At 34.2% G+C, this 19,826-nt stretch carries 18 protein-coding genes, 2 tRNA genes and 2 pseudogenes; 11 read left to right on the top strand and 11 right to left on the bottom strand.

Features of this window, described 5'->3' with window-relative positions; translation table 11 throughout:
- Position 1 precedes the first annotated feature (1 nt).
- On the bottom strand, positions 2–1,351 hold the full coding sequence (locus ACQ9BO_RS03530) for a serine hydrolase domain-containing protein (protein WP_431243653.1): 1,350 nt from the start codon (positions 1,349–1,351) through the stop codon (positions 2–4).
- Positions 1,352–1,571: 220 nt separating this feature from the next.
- Between ACQ9BO_RS03530 and ACQ9BO_RS03525 the strand changes: the two genes are divergently transcribed.
- From ACQ9BO_RS03525 to ACQ9BO_RS03490, 8 genes and pseudogenes are all read left to right on the top strand, one after another.
- Positions 1,572–2,786, top strand: a complete 1,215-nt coding sequence (locus tag ACQ9BO_RS03525) for an aminotransferase class V-fold PLP-dependent enzyme (RefSeq protein ID WP_431243652.1) — start codon at positions 1,572–1,574, stop codon at positions 2,784–2,786.
- 10 nt (positions 2,787–2,796) lie between these two features.
- On the top strand, positions 2,797–3,222 hold the full coding sequence (locus tag ACQ9BO_RS03520; RefSeq protein WP_431243651.1) for a hypothetical protein: 426 nt from the start codon (positions 2,797–2,799) through the stop codon (positions 3,220–3,222).
- 2 nt (positions 3,223–3,224) lie between these two features.
- Positions 3,225–3,650, top strand: a complete 426-nt coding sequence (locus tag ACQ9BO_RS03515) for a SufE family protein (RefSeq protein ID WP_431243650.1) — start codon at positions 3,225–3,227, stop codon at positions 3,648–3,650.
- A 183-nt stretch (positions 3,651–3,833) separates the two neighbouring features.
- Entirely contained in the window at positions 3,834–4,244 is a 411-nt protein-coding gene (locus tag ACQ9BO_RS03510) for a GxxExxY protein (protein WP_431243649.1), read from the top strand.
- A gap of 84 nt (positions 4,245–4,328) precedes the next feature.
- Entirely contained in the window at positions 4,329–4,652 is a 324-nt protein-coding gene (locus tag ACQ9BO_RS03505) for an SUF system Fe-S cluster assembly protein (RefSeq protein ID WP_017494560.1), read from the top strand.
- 147 nt (positions 4,653–4,799) lie between these two features.
- Positions 4,800–5,309 (top strand): DUF2480 family protein, encoded by a 510-nt coding sequence (locus ACQ9BO_RS03500; RefSeq protein ID WP_431243648.1) that lies wholly within the window; start codon positions 4,800–4,802, stop codon positions 5,307–5,309.
- A 91-nt stretch (positions 5,310–5,400) separates the two neighbouring features.
- Positions 5,401–5,766: pseudogene (locus ACQ9BO_RS03495) on the top strand (DUF3078 domain-containing protein); the annotation flags it as partial.
- Positions 5,767–5,880: 114 nt separating this feature from the next.
- Complete coding sequence (locus tag ACQ9BO_RS03490) at positions 5,881–6,336, top strand: hypothetical protein (protein WP_431243647.1); 456 nt, start codon at positions 5,881–5,883, stop codon at positions 6,334–6,336.
- 253 nt (positions 6,337–6,589) lie between these two features.
- On the opposite strand, the gene hflX is transcribed toward ACQ9BO_RS03490, so the two are convergent.
- The 9 genes and pseudogenes from hflX to ACQ9BO_RS03445 form a co-directional block, all read right to left on the bottom strand.
- Positions 6,590–7,819, bottom strand: coding sequence for a GTPase HflX (gene hflX, locus ACQ9BO_RS03485; RefSeq protein ID WP_431243646.1), 1,230 nt, complete (start codon positions 7,817–7,819; stop codon positions 6,590–6,592).
- A gap of 149 nt (positions 7,820–7,968) precedes the next feature.
- A complete protein-coding gene (locus ACQ9BO_RS03480; protein ID WP_431243645.1) occupies positions 7,969–8,835 on the bottom strand; it encodes a hypothetical protein in 867 nt (288 codons plus the stop codon).
- 118 nt (positions 8,836–8,953) lie between these two features.
- Positions 8,954–9,991, bottom strand: a complete 1,038-nt coding sequence (locus ACQ9BO_RS03475; RefSeq protein ID WP_431245059.1) for a DUF5689 domain-containing protein — start codon at positions 9,989–9,991, stop codon at positions 8,954–8,956.
- A 35-nt stretch (positions 9,992–10,026) separates the two neighbouring features.
- Positions 10,027–10,293: a DUF5689 domain-containing protein gene (locus tag ACQ9BO_RS03470; RefSeq protein WP_431243644.1), complete on the bottom strand. Its 267-nt coding sequence runs from the start codon at positions 10,291–10,293 to the stop codon at positions 10,027–10,029.
- Between the two features lie 18 nt (positions 10,294–10,311).
- Positions 10,312–10,692, bottom strand: coding sequence for a hypothetical protein (locus ACQ9BO_RS03465; RefSeq protein ID WP_431243643.1), 381 nt, complete (start codon positions 10,690–10,692; stop codon positions 10,312–10,314).
- Between the two features lie 294 nt (positions 10,693–10,986).
- Positions 10,987–13,128, bottom strand: coding sequence for a TonB-dependent receptor (locus tag ACQ9BO_RS03460; RefSeq protein ID WP_431243642.1), 2,142 nt, complete (start codon positions 13,126–13,128; stop codon positions 10,987–10,989).
- 221 nt (positions 13,129–13,349) lie between these two features.
- Positions 13,350–14,574 (bottom strand): annotated as a pseudogene (locus tag ACQ9BO_RS03455) (MFS transporter).
- 245 nt (positions 14,575–14,819) lie between these two features.
- Entirely contained in the window at positions 14,820–15,860 is a 1,041-nt protein-coding gene (locus ACQ9BO_RS03450; protein ID WP_431243641.1) for a Gfo/Idh/MocA family oxidoreductase, read from the bottom strand.
- Positions 15,861–16,044: 184 nt separating this feature from the next.
- A complete protein-coding gene (locus tag ACQ9BO_RS03445; RefSeq protein WP_431243640.1) occupies positions 16,045–17,115 on the bottom strand; it encodes an NADH:flavin oxidoreductase/NADH oxidase in 1,071 nt (356 codons plus the stop codon).
- Between the two features lie 201 nt (positions 17,116–17,316).
- On the opposite strand from ACQ9BO_RS03445, the gene rseP reads away from it, so the two are divergent.
- The 3 genes from rseP to ACQ9BO_RS03430 all read left to right on the top strand — a co-directional run bounded on the left by rseP (position 17,317) and on the right by ACQ9BO_RS03430 (position 18,931).
- Positions 17,317–18,663, top strand: coding sequence for an RIP metalloprotease RseP (rseP, locus tag ACQ9BO_RS03440; protein ID WP_431243639.1), 1,347 nt, complete (start codon positions 17,317–17,319; stop codon positions 18,661–18,663).
- 83 nt (positions 18,664–18,746) lie between these two features.
- Positions 18,747–18,820 (top strand) — tRNA-Asn (locus tag ACQ9BO_RS03435).
- A gap of 37 nt (positions 18,821–18,857) precedes the next feature.
- A tRNA-Asn gene (locus tag ACQ9BO_RS03430) sits at positions 18,858–18,931 on the top strand.
- Between the two features lie 69 nt (positions 18,932–19,000).
- Here ACQ9BO_RS03430 and ACQ9BO_RS03425 read toward each other — a convergent pair.
- Positions 19,001–19,690 (bottom strand): hypothetical protein, encoded by a 690-nt coding sequence (locus ACQ9BO_RS03425; RefSeq protein WP_431243638.1) that lies wholly within the window; start codon positions 19,688–19,690, stop codon positions 19,001–19,003.
- Positions 19,691–19,826 lie beyond the last annotated feature (136 nt).

Raw genomic sequence — 19,826 nt, 5'->3', positions numbered from 1 at the left:
TTTATTTTTTTACAGAAGAAATTATCCCCTTCAAAAACCCATTAAAATCAAATCCAGGTTCTTCTTCTCTTACTCCCATTCTCACGATTACCATATCCAAAGACGGAATAATCGCCACCATTTGCCCTTGGTAACCACTGCAATAAAACATATCACGAGGAACATCAGGAAATTTTCCTCCTGCATTTAACCAAAATTGCGCTCCATATTTTCCTTCCGAAGTATTCGTTGGAGTTGCTGTGTATTTTACCCAACTTTCGTCCAGTATTTGTTCGCCGTTCCAGTTCCCTTTTCTTAGATATAATAATCCGAATTTTGACCAATCTCTTGGTGTTGCCCATCCGTAAGAAGAACCCACAAAAGTTCCAGACATGTCTTGTTCGACAATCATCGAGTTCATTCCAATTTTGTCAATTACAGCGCTGTACCAAAAATCAAGATATTCTTGTTGGGTTTTAAATTGGCTTCTTAAAATTCTGGATAATAAATTGGTTGTTCCTGACGAATAATACCAATGCGTGTTTGGTTTATATTTCGCCGGTTTGTCCATTTGTACTTTTCCCATATCTTCAGACTGAAAAAGCATTTGAGTGGCATCGCAGATTGTACTGTAGTTTTCTTCCCATTCTAAACCAGAATTCATGTGAAGCAAATCGTTTACGGTAATATTTTTGCGTTCGTCATTTTGCCATTCTTTGATTGGCGCTGGTTTATAAATGTCAATTTTTCCTTGTTTAGCCAAAACTCCAAAAGCCGAACTTGTAATACTTTTTGTCATCGACCAACCTAGAATTTTGCTGTCTTTATTGAAACCTGTATCATATTTTTCACCAATCAATTTGTCTTTGTATAAAACAACAACGGCACGCGTGCGTTTTGCTTTTCCCCCATCTTTATCAAAAGAATCATCAATTGCTTTTTTTAATTTTGCGTAATCCACATTCGCGAAAGCGGTATCTTTTGGTTCATTATTCCCGTAAGGAAAAGGAAGATTATTAACCAATTTTGTCCTCTTTGGAAGCAAATACGGTTTTGAAATATCGTAATCATCATTAATCAATAAAGCACCTAAACCATCTCTGTAAATTGCTTTTCTTTCTTTCAATCCATAAACTGCTGATGTTGCAAATTTTCCAGCGTCATTAATTGTGTTTGTCGCAAGATTTAATAAATGAATATCATTATCGGTTTTTTGGATTAAATCCAATGAGCGATGATCCATAAAATGTCCAGATGCGACACTTTTCGCAGAAAAACCAGAAATCAAATCAAGCTTCGGATAAGTCGTAAATCCGAAATACAAAAAGGCAAGAACCATTACGAGCAAAAGTACTTTGAGAAATTTTTTCATGATGCGTTAGATATTTTTAATGCAATATAAATAATTTATGTTCACGATTTTAGAACTCAAATTATAAATCCAATCCGGATAATGCAGAAAACCGAAAGTATTTTTACGGAATCAGCATTTACAACATCCGACAATCGCATCATAAAAGGAAATTATAGAATTACTGTATAAACAAATTTAGTTTTAGTACTTTTGTAAATAGATTTTTTCTAAATAAGACATGCTAGATATTCAAAAAATAAGAGCTGATTTCCCGATACTTTCACAAACTGTAAACGGAAAGCCATTAGTATATTTCGACAACGGAGCTACTTCGCAAAAACCACAAGTTGTAATTGATGCTGAAGTAAAATATTATAACGAAATCAATGCCAATATTCACCGTGGCGTTCACACTTTAAGCCAGTTAGCAACTGACGCTTACGAGATTTCTCGTGAAAAAGTAAAAGACCACATCAATGCAAAACATGCTCACGAAGTGCTTTTTACTTCTGGAACGACTCATGGAATTAACTTAGTCGCAAACGGATTTGCTTCAATTTTAAAACCTGGTGACGAAGTTGTCGTTTCTTCTTTGGAACACCACAGTAACATTGTGCCTTGGCAAATGTTATGCGAAAAAACTGGTGCTGTTTTGAAAGTAATTCCAATTGATGACAATGGAGAATTAATCATTTCAGAATTTGATAAACTGCTTTCAGACAAAACGAAAATCGTTACTGTAAATCATATTTCAAATGCATTGGGTGTAATCAATCCAATCAAATATATTATTGATAAAGCACATGAAGTTGGAGCCGCAGTTTTAATTGACGGCGCTCAGGCTGTTCCGCATTTAAAACCAAATGTTCAGGAATTAGACTGTGATTTTTATGCTTTTTCAGGACATAAAATGTGTGGTCCAACAGGAACTGGAATTCTTTACGGAAAAGAAGCTTGGCTAAACAAACTTCCTCCTTACCAAGGCGGTGGCGAAATGATCAAAGAAGTGACTTTCGAAAAAACAACTTATGCTGATCTTCCTCATAAATTTGAAGCCGGAACTCCAAATATCGCGGGCGGAATTGTTCTAGGAACTGCAATTGATTATTTAAACGAAATAGGTTTTGACAAAATTCATGAATATGAAAATGAATTGTTAGAGCACGCGACAAAACGTCTAAAGGAAATTGAAGGTATCCGAATTTATGGAAATACCAAAAATAAAGCATCGGTAGTTTCGTTTAATATTGACGGAATTCATCCTTACGACATTGGTTCAATTATCGACAAATTAGGAATTGCCGTTAGAACCGGACATCATTGTGCTCAGCCGATTATGAATTTCTTCTGTATTCCGGGAACAATTCGTGCTTCGTTTTCTTTCTATAATACAAAAGAAGAAATTGACACAATGGTTGAAGCAGTGAAAAAAGCACAAACCATGTTAAGCTAAAAACTTTTTTATGAGACTATTATCTTTTTTATTCTTCACAATCTTCATGGTAACTGGCTGTTCAAGCCAAAAATTAGCTGATATGGCCACAACAAAAATGGAATATTCTGCAGTTTCTAGAGGTGTTTTTAAGAAGATAATAGTTGAAAATAAAACGGTTTCTGTAACCAATGGAAGAAATGCTCAAGCAGTTGAAAAGAAAATTGATGATGCAAAATGGAAACAAATTGTAGCTGAATTTTCAAAAGTAAATTTAGAAAACATTCCAAATTTGAAAGCGCCAACAGAAAAACGTTTTTATGACGGCGCCGCAATTGGAAATTTAAAAATAACTCAAAATCAGAAAACCTACGAAACTAAAGGCTTCGACAATGGTTTTCCTCCAAAGGAAATTGAAAAATTAGTCAATTTACTTACTGATTTTGCTAAAGAATAATTATGACGATAAAAGAAATTCAAGACGAAATAATAGACGAATTTTCAATGTTCGACGATTGGATGCAACGTTACGAATACATCATTGAACTAGGAAAAAGTCTTCCGTTAATTAAAGAAGAATATAAAACCGACGAAAATTTAATCAAAGGATGCCAGTCGAAAGTTTGGTTGCAAGGTGAACAAAACGACGATAAAATTGTTTTCACAGCGGATAGCGATGCGATTTTAACCAAAGGAATAATTGCTATTTTAATTCGTGCTTTTTCCAACCAAAAAGCATCAGACATTATAAATGCTGATACTGATTTTATAGACGAAATCGGTTTAAAAGAACATTTATCAGCAACACGTGCCAACGGTTTGGTTTCGATGATCAAAAACATCAAAATGTACGCTTTGGCATTTGATGCAAAAAACAAAAATTAAGAAATTTTAAACCATATAAGTTATATAAGATAATTTAAGTTTTAGGCATAAATTTATTTTATTGGTAAACATAAGAAATTTAAGTATTCTGTTTAAATGAACTTATATAACTTATATGGTGGAAAACAAACATTGTAAGTTTTATCTTTCTTTTTTATTTCTTATTATTGCTAAAAAAGGCAGATGATAACAAAGAAATATTTAACGGACTTAATTTATCAGGTCAACGGGGCGGCGATTGAAGTTCATAAAAGTATTGGAGCTGGACTTTTAGAAAGTATTTATCATCAATGTATGATTAAAGAATTATCTTTGAGAGGAATCAATTTTAAATCTGAATTAGTTATTCCCATAGAATATAAAGGCCTAGAATTAGAGTCAAATCTAAGATGTGATTTATTCATCGAAAATTGTTTAGTTCTTGAATTAAAATCAGTCGATCAGATTATACCAATTCATGTTGCAAAACTAATGTCTTATATGAAACTTTTAAAGTCACCAATTGGTTTAATGATAAACTTTAATGTAACAAACATTTATCACGAAGGCCAAAAAACATATGTCAACGAGTTATATCGCTGGCTAGAAGATTAAACATAAAAAACAAATATCATCATTAATTATTAAGTTTAGTTTTAAATGAACTTATATAACTTATATGGTGGAAAAAATAACAAAATGGAACAAGAAATCGATACAAACGAATTAGGAGAATCAATCGTAAAAGTTTTAAAAGGAATTTACGACCCTGAGATCCCTGTAGATATTTACGAATTAGGATTAATTTATGATGTAATGGTAAACACAGATTACGAAGTAAAAATCTTAATGACATTAACATCTCCAAACTGCCCAGTTGCAGAAAGCTTACCAAGAGAAGTGGAAGAAAAAGTAAAAACGATCGAAAACATCAAAGATGTTGATGTTGAAATTACTTTCGATCCGCCTTGGAGCAAAGATTTAATGAGCGAAGAAGCGAAGTTAGAATTAGGAATGCTTTAAAAAGTTTTCAGTTTAGAGTCGCAGTATACAGCATTTAACTGTGACTAAAAAACTACTTAAAAAAATATACAATTTACAGTCTCAGTCTCAGTGCTCAACTGCGACTGAAAACTGTGACTGAAAACTGTGACTGAAAACTAAAAAGAAATGGAAGAAATCATCAATAAAGTTGCCAATAGTGCTTTAGAAGTTTTTGACTTGGAAGATTATTATCCGAAAGGAATGCGTGTGCAAATTGACATTTCGCAATGGCTTTTGGAAGGATTTTTATTGAAAGAAAAAGACTTTAGAGAACATTTAAAAAATCACGATTGGTCACAATATCAAGATCAATATGTTGCCGTACATTGCAGTACAGACGCTATTATTCCGGCTTGGGCATTGATTTTAGTAAGTGTTCATTTGGCTCCTTATGCTAAAAAAGTGGTAAACGGAACTATCGAAGATCTTGACGCAAGCTTGTACGAAGAGATTTTGAGCAAACTTGATTATTCTGTTTACAAAAGCAAACCCGTAATCGTTAAAGGCTGTTCAAGAAAACCAGTTCCAATGCGTGCGTATATTTTGGCTACAACCTATCTGCAACCATTTGCAAGAAGTATTATGTATGGTGAAGCATGTTCTGCAGTACCCTTATACAAAGAATCTAAGAAATAACCTTCAATAACAAGCAATCACATCTTTACATCTCATTGGTTTTTAGTATATTTGGCTATGCACTTAAACTAAACACCATGAGAAAGATCCTATTATTACTCTTCGTTTTAGCAAATCTTACTTTTGTACAAGCACAAAATACCGAAAAAGAACTAGCGCAAAATACCGAAAAAGCCGTAAAAAAATCAATGATACCATTGAAAAAGAAGGCTGGAAAGCAAAGGGAACTGTATCACTTTTATTAAATCAATCAAGCTTCAATAACTGGATTGCCGGCGGTGAAGACAGCTTCTCAGGAACACTCGGAATCAATTACGATTTCAACTACAAAAAAGACGATATAACGTGGGATAATAAAGTTCTTGCCTACTACGGTTTATTACAAACCAAAAATGCCGATTTCGAAAAGAAAACCGATGACCGATTCGAATTCAATTCAGTTGTCGGAAAAAGAGCATTTGGAGAATGGTATTACTCCTATTTCCTAAACTTTAGGACACAATTTACAACCGGATATATTTATGGTCAAGACGCAAACGGAAAAGAAATCAGGACCGAAAATACTAAATTCATGTCTCCGGGTTATCTAACAACCGGTCCCGGTATTTACTGGTCAAAAGATGAAAATCTCAAAATCAACTTTGCGCCCTTAACCTCAAAATTTACATTTGTAGACGATGCTTATACCACAGCCATTGATCCAGCGACAGGCTTACCCTATCCTGATGGATATTATTTTGGCGTCGACGCCGGCAAAAGCATGCGTTACGAGCTCGGTTTCTATGCGTCAGTATATTATAAACTAGCCATTATGACCAATGTAACTGCCGAAAACACTCTGAATTTATATTCTAACTATTTAGAAGATCCTCAAAACGTCGATATTAATTATTCCTTAAACATTGTCATGAAAGTAAATAAATTTCTGTCTGCAAATTTTTCTTTCCAAACAATTTATGACGACAATGCCTTTCAAGGATTTCAAACCAGAGAAGTATTTGGTTTAGGAATTAACTTCGGATTTTAATTGTCAGAAGCATCACAAAAGGCTTTTTAATAACCATGGTTTCCCGCTCTCGGCTATATCTCGCTGTTGCCCTCCCGGGCCAACAAGGATAACGCCTCCATCGGGGCTATGTTCAAACAATTGGCTTCTTTTAAACATTTGAAAAAAATGCCACAGATTAAAGGATTATTCAGATTAAAAAAAATCCTTTTAAATCCCTTAATCTGTGGCAAATAAAAAACGGCTTTTGAATTTATCAAAAGCCGTTTCTATTTTATTCTTCTTCTTTTTCAATTGCATCCTTATAGTCAGGATACAAGAACTTATTATAAGGAAATCTAGTAATATGAATCTGGCGAACAGCTTCATAAACCATTTCTCTAAATTCCTCAAAATTTTGCTTTTTTGTCGCCGAGATAAACAATGTTTTATCATGACCAACATTACTCATCCAAGTTTGTTTCCATTCGTCGAGCGTCCAGTGTTTTCTGGTTTTCTCTGTAATCAAATCATCTTCATCAATGGTCAAATGTTTGTAGGCATCAATTTTATTAAAAACCATAATAACCGGTTTTTCATGTGCTTTAATATCCTGCAAAATCTGATTTACAGATTCAATGTGATCTTCAAAATCAGGATGCGAAATATCTACAACATGCAAAAGCAAATCGGCTTCGCGAACCTCATCAAGTGTACTCTTAAAAGAATCAACTAATTGTGTTGGCAGTTTTCGAATAAATCCAACCGTATCTGAAAGCAAAAATGGCAAGTTTTTAATAACCACTTTTCGAACCGTAGTGTCTAAAGTTGCAAACAATTTATTCTCAACAAAAACTTCACTTTTACCAACTGCATTCATCAAGGTCGATTTCCCAACGTTTGTATATCCAACCAAAGCTACTCGAACCATAGCACCACGATTGCTTCGCTGAATACTCATTTGTTTGTCTATCGTTTTGATTTTATCTTTCAATAATGAAATTCGGTCACGAACGATACGTCTATCTGTTTCAATCTCCGTTTCACCAGGTCCACGCATACCAATACCTCCTTTTTGACGCTCAAGGTGTGTCCATAAACCAGAAAGTCTTGGCAATAAATAGATACATTGTGCAAGTTCAACCTGAGTTCTTGCGTATGATGTTTCGGCTCTTTGAGCGAAAATATCCAAAATCAAGTTTGTCCTGTCTAAGATTTTTGCATCAATAATTCTTGAAATATTTTTTTGCTGTGAAGGTGTTAATTCATCATCAAAAATAACAGTCGATATTCCGTTTTCTTTTACAAAAAGATTGATTTCGTCAATTTTTCCCGTACCCACAAAAGTCTTCGGATTCGGGCGTTCCATTTTTTGCGAAAAACGTTTAATAACTTCACCGCCAGCGGTAAAAGTCAAAAACTCTAATTCGTCTAAATATTCGTTAAGTTTTTCCTCACTTTGGTTTTGAGTTACGATACCAACAATGGCCGTTTTCTCAAAATTTATAACTTCTTTCTCTAACATATCTTAAAATAAGCTACAAATTTAATCATTTGTAAGCTACCTACAATTATAGAATTTCAATTTTAAATTCAATTAAAAAAATAAACCATTTATAAATCAGGTAATAAAACCTAATTCATAAATGGTATCAAAATTTTATCTGAAACTGTTTATTCGTAAATAAAAGTTTTTTCTGTTTTTACAATTCCGTTTTCCTCAATCTGAGAACATGAAATAGGGAAATTCAGTTTGTTGTATTTAAATTTTCTGCTTACAGCAACTAATGCAGTTGATGATGGGCTAAAATTCATTTCATTATTGTATGAAATCGACTCGAAAGCAAATTCTTCTTCATGATAAGAAATCATTGGTACAATTATCTTGTAGTTGTCTCCAAAAAGACTCTGAACAATTAATTGATCAACTGATTTTTTATCATCATAAGTAAACGATTTAGAGATTTTATCTCCAACCAAACCTTTGTGTTTTGATACATTATCGTTTACGTAAACATATTCGATTTTTCCAATAATCTGTTTGTTTCTGTCACGTGAAGTACGTCTTACAATGATTCCATTTTCTACAATGTATTCAATATCTTCAACTAAATTTTGGTGATTCGTACTTTTTTTAGTCGTTACTTTTACTCGCGCTCCTTCATAAAAGAAAGTCACCACTTTTGTAATATAATCAGGCCCTTCCTGATATTTTTTCACAAATTTGATAATGTTGTTATCTGCATCATAAGTATAGTTTACGACCTCTTTCCAGTCGCTTCCAACTTTGTCTTTTACGGTCATATCCAGCAAACCATTTTTATTATAAGAAAAATGCTGAACAACATCTGAAGTCGTAATGGTTTGGAGTTTTCCGTCTTTAAAAACAAACGTTTTGTTTACAATTTCACCATCTTTTGAGTTTTGGTAATTTGTCTTTACAATGTTGATCTGCTTTAATTTAACGGCATCGGCCTGGTCTTGGCTGTGCATCAGGCATGGGAAGACCATCATCAAGATGGCGATAAAGTAGGTTTTCATGTGGTATTTGTATTAATTTGGGATGACCAAAATACAAAATTCTGACAAATTCTAATAGCTTAAATCTCAAAAACAAATTTCTATTAGTTTTTCTTCGTCAAAATCAAAGAAACACAACCTACTTTTCGCCAAAAATCTTAACATCATCAACCATGAAAGCGCCATTCAATGTTTTATCTTTTCCAGATCCGATGTATTTAAAAGCTATATTAATATTTCCTGAATAGGCTGATAAATCAATACCTCCTGAGCTGATAAACTGTCGTGCTGGTGTTGAAAGCGAAGGAACTTTTGCTTCCAGTTTTATCCATTTTGCTTTAGCTATGTTTGAACCGTCAAAGTTTGTAGAAATATAAACTTCTAAAGTATTTAAAGGTGAATCTATCTTTAAATCATGTTGTGCGCTTCTAAATGACAGAACTGCATTTTTATAACCTGATAGATTAATTTTTGGTGAAACCAGCCAAGCAACATTTTCGGCCGCTGTTGTACTTGTGGTATTGAATTCGGCATATCCATTTCCTGAATACACCATACTTTTCCATAGTTTTGTGGCTTTTTCTACAATATTACTCCAACCCGGAAGTACAAAATTGACATTGTTTTTAACCGACTGAAAATCTTCTGCAAAAAAAGGCGCATTTCTTTTTCCGTTCATTTCAATATCGCTTTCAAATCGAACCATAAATTGATAATCAGATCCGAATTTGGTCAAAATTCCGCGGACTTTTCCACTTCCTTCCGGCACAAAATGATCTGCAAATCTGGCATAACTGCTGGTTCTAAAAATAATCTGATTTCCTGTATTATCTCTTAAATTCCAATTTGTTGAGCCACCAACATTATTGGTCTCTTCAAAATAATGGCGACCTAAAGCTTCTTCAGTAAATTCAACATTATTAAGTTCAATTAAAGTATTTAATTTTGAATCATTCAGAGCATTTTCAATGGAAAGTGATTCGACTAATTGATTTTCATCAATTATAGTACATGAAGCATTCAAAACGTTTTTGATTTCATTTTGCGAAATTCTTCCAATTGTTGGATCACCTGCATTGCTTACATATAAATCTCCAATTCTTAATCCGCCATAATACAAATCGGTAAATTGGTTTTTAAGCTTTATGTAAACCTTGTTTCCTAACCTATAATCTATATAAGTATTTGAAGCATCAATTGGAACACTAAATCCTATTGATGGATTTTTTCAGAAGCTTTTGTCTGGAACGAAATTGTTTTAAAAAAGTTACCGCCTTCATCACTCGAAACTACATAAGCCTCTATAATATCGTCATATGAATATTCTTTTGCAGTCGGACTTGAAAGTTCATATACTTTTTCGACGGTTTTATTTACGGTAAAATCAGGCTGTGTGCAAGCTAATTTTGGCGTTTCGATTTCATTATTACAGCCGCAGAAAAATAGTATTGAAATAAAATAAAGAAGTAATTTTTTCATGAGAAATAAGTTTTCAGTTTATAAACCGAGAGTAAGATTTAAAAAATAAGTTCGGCCGTAACCATAATAATATTTTGGCCCAAAGGATGGCGTTCCACTCGAAACATCTTGATTCAAGGCTCTGAAATTTGCATTTCGAGCTTGTTCAAAACCGCCCGTTTTATACATTAAATTCAATGCATTATTTACACTCGCAAAAAGCCCGATGTATTTTTTATGGACACGCCAAGATTTTCCTCCGCTGAAATTTAGCAAGGTTATAGGATTAAGCTTTTCCTGTTTTAGCAATTCATTTCCACGTTCAGAAGTTGCTTCAGAAAACGGAAATCCATTTACTGGATTAATATAAAATTGGGATGTTCTCGAAATTGGCGAAACATCAATATAATTATCTGTCAAATAATTGACATTAAAACCGAGCCACCAAAATTTAGGATCACGATATTCTAAACCTAAAGAACAAGCATTTTGCGGCGTTCCGGCTTGTTTGTAATTTTTAAGATAAGCGCGTCCAAAATCAAAAGTTGTTTGAGTTCCATCTTTTTCAGCATTTGCATCATTTACAATCGAAACATTAGGATTGCTCGCTGTAAATAAAATTTCCGTAAGCGACAGAGAAAGTTGTTTTTAAAGTGGAAGAAATCTGGTATTCAAAACTTAGCTCTACTCCGGTATTTTTCTTGTCTAATTTTGTTAAAGTCTGGCTGACGAAAGCATCTGTTGGATCGTAACCGGCTCCCTTATCAAATATTCCTTCGGCGTAGAAAAAGAAGTTTTAGAAGTGTTTTTTATCAAAGTATAATAAGCCGTAAAACGCAATTTGAGTTTTGGTGAGCGATAGACATAATTTGCTTCGGCGCTGGTGACATTTTCATTTTCAATTCCTTTTACAATGTTATTATTTAAGCGTGAATTTGAAAATGTATTTCGCAAAGATGGCGCTCTGGTAAGATGTTCAGCATTCACAATAAACCATTGTCTGCCCGAAATTTTATAAGTGAATCCGCCTTTGAAACCAAAATTCTCAAAAGTTACTTTGTCGCTTTTTCCTAAAGAATTATTGGCGTAAATTCCGTTTTGATATAATCCTTCACGCTGATAATTAGAAATTGAATACGATTGTCCCAGATAGAATTCTGTTTTATTATAGAAAAATTTAAACTGCGTAAAAGCATCGATTGTATTGGCCAAAAAATTATAATTATAACCATAAATATCCCCTTCTTTTACTTGTCGATCTGGATGAAGTAAATCGGACTGAGATAAATTTCCTTTGTAAAACAGATCAATATCAACAAAATATTCTCCTCCGAGAAGATCCAATAAATACTGAAAATTGTGTGATTTCAAACTCCGATAAACAATTCCTCCATCAAAAAAAAGATTTGAATTTATCTGAGAATTTAAAGTTGAATTAAATGCAAAAGTTTTATCATCAGTTCTGTCTTCATAAAGAACATAATGACTTTGCTTGGGTTCATAGCCATTTTGACTTGGTTTTTGATTCGCCAAATACATGGCGTCCCAATCAATTTGGGAATTTTCTAGAAACGCTGTTTTGCTTTTTTCAGCATTTTCATAATCGGGAGTAAATTCTCCTGAAAATTCTCCTTGATCTTTAGCATAAAGCGAACTAAAATAACTTGGCATTTTTCGATAATAAACAGGATCCGGACTATTCGCATTTTGATAATCGATATTGCTGTTTCCAACTTTTCCAAATTGATACATTATTCCAGAATTTAGATTGGTCTTCTCATCAATCTTAAAATAATGATTTAGCATCAAGAGCGGTTCTTCAATATTTTTCACCTTTGCATTTCGTTTTTCTCCACTCTGAAATCCCCAATATGAATTGTATTTTTCACCCATTATACCGATTACTTCATCCGTATTTGGGGAATTTTTTCCGCGGGAATTTGGCGTGTAAAACCCAGTAAAATTAAGTGATTGTCTGCTGTTTAATTTCTTCTCAACACTTATAAAAAAGGAATCGGCATTAAAATTTGTTCCTTCAAAATAACCTTCTCCCGCATATCTTTTTCCTGCAGAAATGGCATACGCCCACCCCGAAGCATTCATTCCTGAAGCATAAGTTCCAATGGCGCGCCAAGTATAGGCTGAATTGCTTCCAGAAAAAGTAAGCTGTGTTCCTTTCCTATATAAAGAAGCTCGCGTGGCAATTTGTCGCGTTCCCAAAACGCCTCCAAAAGTGTAATTTGAAATGGCGCCACCAACTGAAAATTCCTGATTGCGAAGTACATTATTCAAACCTCCCCAATTATTCCACTGCGGGCGTCCATCGTAGATTTTATTCATTGTCATGCCGTTGAGCATCATGGTTCCGTTTTCACTGTCTAAACCACGAACTTTAAATCGGGCTTGACCCCAATTAAATGCAGAAGCCTGCAGAAAAGCATCTTTAGAAGACTGCAAAAGTCCTGAAGTCATTTCAGACGAACTGCTGTCATCAGACAAATCAGAATCTAAAAGCGTAATTAATGTTGCCGGAGTTTCATCAGTATATAAATCTTCTAATTGAAGCGTTCCGAGATAGACGATATGTCCAAATTTAGATTGAATTTTAAGAAGCAAATCCTTGAAACCTTGACTATGAATAAGCGACAATTGTTCTCCATTTATAGAAGAATGTAGTTCAAATTGGCCTGTTTTTGAAGTAAGTTTTGTTATGGAACTATTTTGAATCGACACCACAACATTCTGAATGGGATTCTGAGTTCTAGCATCAACAACAATTCCTCTAAAAACTGTTTCTTGAGCAAAAACAAAACTAAAAGAGCATAGAAGTAAAAAAACGAAGTATTTTTTTATCATTAAAATTCCAATTTATTTCTGAAAATGGTTTTTGGATATTCATCCTATTCAAAAGATAAAATTGGTTTTTGAAAAAGTTAATTGATTTAATTTCTTAAATCATGAAATTCAAATGTAAATAAAACATTTCGAAATATAGCTTTTTTCTTACTAATGTTTTGATTGAAATTTAAAATTAATTAAGTAGATTTGCTATTTTTTGTTTTTTTAGCTCCACTTTTTTAAGCCGAAGTTCTAATTTTAGAAACCATAAAAGCGATCAGAACTCCAAATATTCCGATAAAAGCAAAAGAGAATTGAAGTCCAAAATTCTCGGCAATATGACCAATAACTGGAGGTCCCATTAAAAATCCTAAGAAACTGATACTCGAAACAATGGTCAAAGCCTCACCTGGAGGTACTGTTGGGTTTTTTCCTGCCAAACTGTAAACGGTTGGAACTATAGTCGCAACGCCTAGACCAACTGCCATAAAAGCAATCGTACACGGAAGTAAATAAGGAAGAAAGACTGCTGTAAATAGTCCGGCAGAAATCATGACGCCACTAATCTGCATCACGCGTTCACGTCCGAACTTATTGATTAATCCGTCGCCAAGAAATCTTCCGCTGGCCATCATAATCATAAACGAGGTATATCCTAAAATTGCCAACCATCCTGGCGCTTTTACAATGTCTTTAAAATAAACACCGCTCCAGTCAAACATTACACCTTCGCTCGCCATACTGCAAAATCCTATTACGCCAAGCCAAATTAATGTGCTGTCTGGTTTTACAAATAACTTTTTCTTCTCGCCTTTATCCTTATGCTTAATTTTTTCTTTGGCTTTAACCAAAAAATTAAAGTTAAACCCTATCATTAAAAACACAATACCGCCCACAATTAAAAAATGATGCTGACGGAGATAATTTTAGGGCCAACATTCCTAGACCAATCAGAGCTCCTGTGAAACCTGCAAAACTCCACATACCGTGAAACGAAGACATGATGGTTTTTCTAAAAAGTACTTCGGTATAAACGCCTTGAGTGTTTACTGCGATATTGGCCAAATTTCCAAATAAACCAAACAAAAACAATCCCAACGATAATTGAAGTGCCGTCGTTGCCAGACCTAAATTGATCAAACACAAAACGTACATTATTAAGGAGAAAATCAAAATACGGTGACTTCCAAATTTTGTGACCATTTTTCCCGAAAAAGGCATGATGATCAATTGTCCCATTGGCAGAGCAAAAAGTATCGAACCCAAATCGCCTTCGGATAAATGCAAAGCGGTTTTGATATCTGGAATTCGGCTCGCCCAGGTTGCAAAACTTAATCCCATTCCGAAATAAAACATTCCGACAGCAAAACGAATTCGGTTTAAATAAGAAGCTTTTGCTTCTCTAAAAACTTTCTTGATTTTACCTTTTGTTTGAAAGAGTTCTAATGGGTTGAAATTGATCAAAATCGATGCGTTTTTGGGATTATACTATAAAAGTACAAAAAAGCTGTGTATTTCGTTCAAGGTTCAAATTGTTCCTTTATTTACAACGTTATTGTTTATAAAAAACCCATTTTACCCACATTTTTGTCATCCTGAGGAACGAAGGATCACACTCGAAACTCGACAACGATTGGAGAGTTTCTGTGTGGAGCTACTTGTGTGATCCTTCGTTCCTCAGGATGACAAAAATGAGGGTAAAATTTATTCTACAAATTAATCACCGTTCGCCGCGCATTACTTGCTATTGCGGCTTCAATAATCTGCATCACTTTTACGCCGTCTTGACCTGTAACTGGTTCTGTTGTATCGTTTATAATCGAATTATAAACGCCGTCAAAAAATGAGAAATAATTCCCTTGTAATGTTGGGACTTTTTCACGAATTACTTTTCCGTCAATTTCGGTATGAAGCAAACCTTGAAATTCTTCCGGTTCTGTTCCCCAAGATTCTAAGTTTGGTTTTATTCCGATTTTCAATTCGTCTTCCTGAACGTCCCCTCTTTGTTTTAAAAAAGAACCTTTTTTTCCATGAATCGTATAAGCCGGATTGGCTTCTCTTACAAAAAAACCAGCTTTCAATCGCACTCTGAAATTTTCGTAAATCAACAACAAATCAAACCAATCATCGACCAACGAATTTTGTCTTGTAAAACGAATATCTCCAAAAACTGATTTCGGCGAACCAAACAAACAAATTGCCTGATCGATAATATGTGGACCTAAATCTTTTAAAACTCCGGCTCCATCATTTGCGGTTTCTTTATGCGCCTTTGGACTCAACAACGGATTGTATCTGTCAAAATGAAATTCGGCTTCGACTAATTCGCCCAAAACTCCGTCGTTGATTACTTTTTGAATGGTTTTAAAATCGCTGTCCCATCTTCTGTTCTGAAAAACGGCTAATTTCAATCCTTTATCTTTTGCAATTTGAGTCAGTTCTTCTGCTTCAGCTACAGTTGTAGTAAAGGCTTTTTCGACAACGGCATGTTTTCCTGACAAAAGCACTTTTTTAGCATATTCGTAATGTGTTCCAACTGGCGTGTTTACGATTACCAAATCGACATCATCTGCCAATAAATCATCAATTGAGGGATAACTTTTCACGTATGGATAATCTTCCTGAATTAATTTTTTAGTTCTTTCCCAAGAACCTAATAATTCAAAACCCGGATGAATATCTAAAAACGGAGCGTGAAAAACTTTCCCCGACATTCCGTATGATAATAGTGCTGTTTTTATTTTTTGCATGTTGTTTTGTTTTTTTTGCCACAGATTAATATGATTAGAAAGGATTTCTCTATTGCCACGAATTACGCGAATTTTCACGAATTATTTTAAGTTTTTAAACGCATCGATTTGCGTAAATTCGTGAAATTTGTGGCGAGAAAACTAAAAAAATCCGTTTAATCTGTAAAATCTGTGGCTAATAAATTTAAAGTTTAGCTCTTTCGTATTGTTTTGGCCAATGAATATCGCTGTCTAATTCTTTGGCAAAATCCAAAGGCAAGTTCGGATTTCTTAATGATTCTCTGGCGAACAAAATTAAGTCGGCTTGACCGTTATTCAAAATTGCCTCGGCTTGTTTCGCTTCGGTAATTAAACCAACAGCTCCGGTTAAAATATTGGCTTCTTTATTAATTTTTTCTGCGAAAGAAACTTGGTAACCTGGGCCAATTTCGATTTTTTGATGCGAAACCAGTCCGCCTGAAGAAACGTCAATTAAATCAACTCCTTTTTCTTTTAGTATTTTCGAAAGTTGTACCGATTCTTCTGGATTCCATCCGCCTTCTGCCCAATCTGTTGCAGAAATTCGAACAAGTAACGGAAGATTTTTTGGCCATTCTGATTGAACTGCATCAACGATTTCTAATGTAAAACGGATTCTATTTTCAAAACTCCCTCCATATTCATCGGTTCTGATATTTGTCAAAGGCGACAAAAACTGATGCAATAAATAACCATGTGCGGCGTGAATTTCTATAACTTGATACCCCGCCTCAACCACTCTTTTTGTAGCCAATTTAAAATCAGAAATCACTTTCTGGATTCCGTTTTTATCTAAAGCTTGAGGAAGAAAAGGTTCGTCGTCGTGATACGGAATCGCACTTGCTGAAACGGTTTGCCATCCGCCTTGAGCGAAATCCAATTTTTTATTGCCAAGCCAAGGAGCCGAAACGCTTGCTTTTCGTCCGGCATGCGCCAATTGAATTCCTGGAATTGAATTTTGAGAAACTATAAAGGCATTAATTTGTTTCAGTTTTTCGATATGCTCGTCTTTCCAAATTCCAACATCAGCAGGCGAAATTCTAGCTTCGGGCGAAACTGCGGTAGCTTCCTGAATAATCAATCCTGCGCCTCCGCTGGCACGGCTTCCTAAATGAACCAAATGCCAGTCGTTTGCAAATCCGTCTTCTGCAGAATATTGGCACATTGGCGAAATGACAATTCTATTTTTTAGTGTGATATTTTTTAATGTTAATGGAGAAAATAATTGTGAAGCCATAATTGTAACTTTTAATGGATTTAGGCTACCAATTAAAGACGGCGACTCGTTTAAAAAGTAAAGTTAAGGCATCCTTATAAAAGGAGAAATCTAAATGTTTATTAATTAACAAACATTTAAAACCTTAAGTATTATATTGCGGGCTTAAATTAAATTTTAAAACGTTACTTTTGTGCGTTAAATACGAACTAAAATTATAAAATGGATATAGTTATCAAACTCTCTCAATTTCTATTGAGTTTATCTTTACTTATTATTCTTCATGAATTAGGGCATTTTATCCCTGCTAAATTATTCAAAACCAGAGTCGAAAAATTTTACTTATTTTTTGATGTTAAATATTCTCTATTAAAAAAGAAAATCGGCGAAACAGAATACGGAATTGGATGGCTTCCGCTTGGTGGTTATGTAAAAATCTCTGGAATGATCGACGAAAGTATGGACAAAGAACAAATGGCCTTGCCACCTCAGCCTTGGGAATTTCGTTCTAAACCAGCTTGGCAACGTTTGATTATTATGCTTGGTGGTGTTACAGTAAACTTTATCCTTGCTTTTATTATATATATAGGAATGGCTTTTGTTTATGGCGATACTTATATTAATAATAGTGATTTAAAAGATGGTATCTGGGTAACTAATCCTGCTATTGAAAAAGCTGGTATTCAAACTGGAGACAAAATTATTGCTGTTAATGGCAAAAAAATGGATCACTACGATGATATTGCAAAAAACTTGTACATGGCTAATGAAGTTACGATTGAAAGAAACAAGGAAGAAAAAACAATTAAGTTCCCAATCAATATTATTAATAAAATCAGCAACTCAGGGGTAAAACATTCCTTAGTTGAAATGAGAATTCCATTTATAGTTTCAGGATTTGAGAAAGATTCTCCGAATGCTACAAATTTAAAAACTTCTGATATTATTACACATTTTGATGGCGCTCCTTTAAATTATGCAGATGAAGCTGTTGCTAGATTTAAAAATCACGAAGGAAAAACAGTTCCAATTACAATTAAAAGAGGCAATGAAATTATTCAGACCACTTTAAAATTCAACAATAAATCTAAATCAGGAGTAGCTTATCCGCAGAGAATCCCTTACTCTAATATCGAGAAATTGAGCCTTTATAAAGTGAATCGTCAAAAATTTGGTTTCTTTGAGTCATTTCCAATTGGAATCGATATGGGAATTAATGGACTTATTGATTATGGAACTCAATTGAAAAAAATATTCAATCCTAAAACCGAAGCTTATAAAGAAGTGGGTGGTTTTGCGGCAATTTTTAATGTTTTTCCAGATTCTTGGAGCTGGGAAGCTTTCTGGTCAATCACTGCTTTATTGTCAATTATGCTTGGAGTTATGAATTTATTGCCAATTCCTGCTCTTGATGGAGGTCATGTGATGTTTTTATTATACGAAATTATCAGTGGCAAAAAACCAAGCGACAAATTCCTTGAAAACGCCCAAATGGTTGGCTTCGTACTACTTATAGCGCTACTTTTGTTCGCAAACGGAAACGATATTTATAAGGCAATTGTGAAGTAGAAAAAAATCAAAAAAAGAGTGAAAATATTTTTGAGAAACTAAAAATTCAATTATATTTGCACTCGCTAAAAAGAGCAACACTTTCCTCCTTAGCTCAGTTGGTTAGAGCATCTGACTGTTAATCAGAGGGTCCTTGGTTCGAGCCCAAGAGGGGGAGCAACTTTTTTAGCAAACATATTTACCTTTAAGGTGATTCCTCCTTAGCTCAGTTGGTTAGAGCATCTGACTGTTAATCAGAGGGTCCTTGGTTCGAGCCCAAGAGGGGGAGCTTAAAAAAAGACGATCAAATGATCGTCTTTTTTTCCTATAATGTAAAGTTATTTCTTCATTCTTATTTCTATTGCTTAGCTACTTTATTGTTTAAGTTTTTACTTTCAAATAAAACCATCATCTCATTTGCTTTTTCTGGCTGATTGATTGCTTTTAATGATTCGGCGTAACGGTAATAATAGATTGGATCTAGATTTTTGGTTACTTCAATCAATTCAGCATAATATTTCGTCGCCGATTCCATGTCGTCTTCAAAATAGGATTTGTCGGCCACTTTTTTGATCATATCAGCATTTTTATAGCCTTTATCGACCACTTTAGCGTATGTTTTTGAAATATCAATATCTATATATTTTGGCGCTTCAGAAGGGCGTGCTACAGCTACTTTCACTGGCTCTACCTTTTCGTCAGGAATATCAATAACTACCTTTGACATTAGTGGCACTTCAGTTTGTTTCAATTTGGGTTTTCTGTAAATTGGAGTTACAGTTCTAGTGTTATTTGGACCAAGATCATAAGTATTAACCATATCTAGTTTTGAAACTTCGTATTTTGTGACTCTTCTTCCAAAAGTCATATTAATTGTTTCTTCAACATAGTAAGCTTCTATAACAAGATCATCTGCTTTCTTGTCTGTTTGTACTTGTGCTTTTCCAGCCGCCGCAACAACGGGAGTTTTTGAGGTCGCTAGCTGTCCGAAACAGCTAAAAGGAACAACACAAATAATCGTCACAAAAATTTCTGCATAATTTTTCATGATAACTGGATTAAGTTGTTGTCAATTATAAGAATCTAGTATAAAGGTAGTTATAGTTCGCTTTTTATATTTATTTAACCCACAAACAACCGTAAAAGACGTTTAAATACGGTTTTTAAACTTTTCAAGCTATAAA

Source organism: Flavobacterium sp. P21 (assembly GCF_050632225.1).
Classification (GTDB): Bacteria; Bacteroidota; Bacteroidia; order Flavobacteriales; family Flavobacteriaceae; genus Flavobacterium.
The sequence above is the reverse complement of the archived record's forward strand: the minus strand, read 5'-3'. Positions and strand labels throughout refer to the sequence as shown.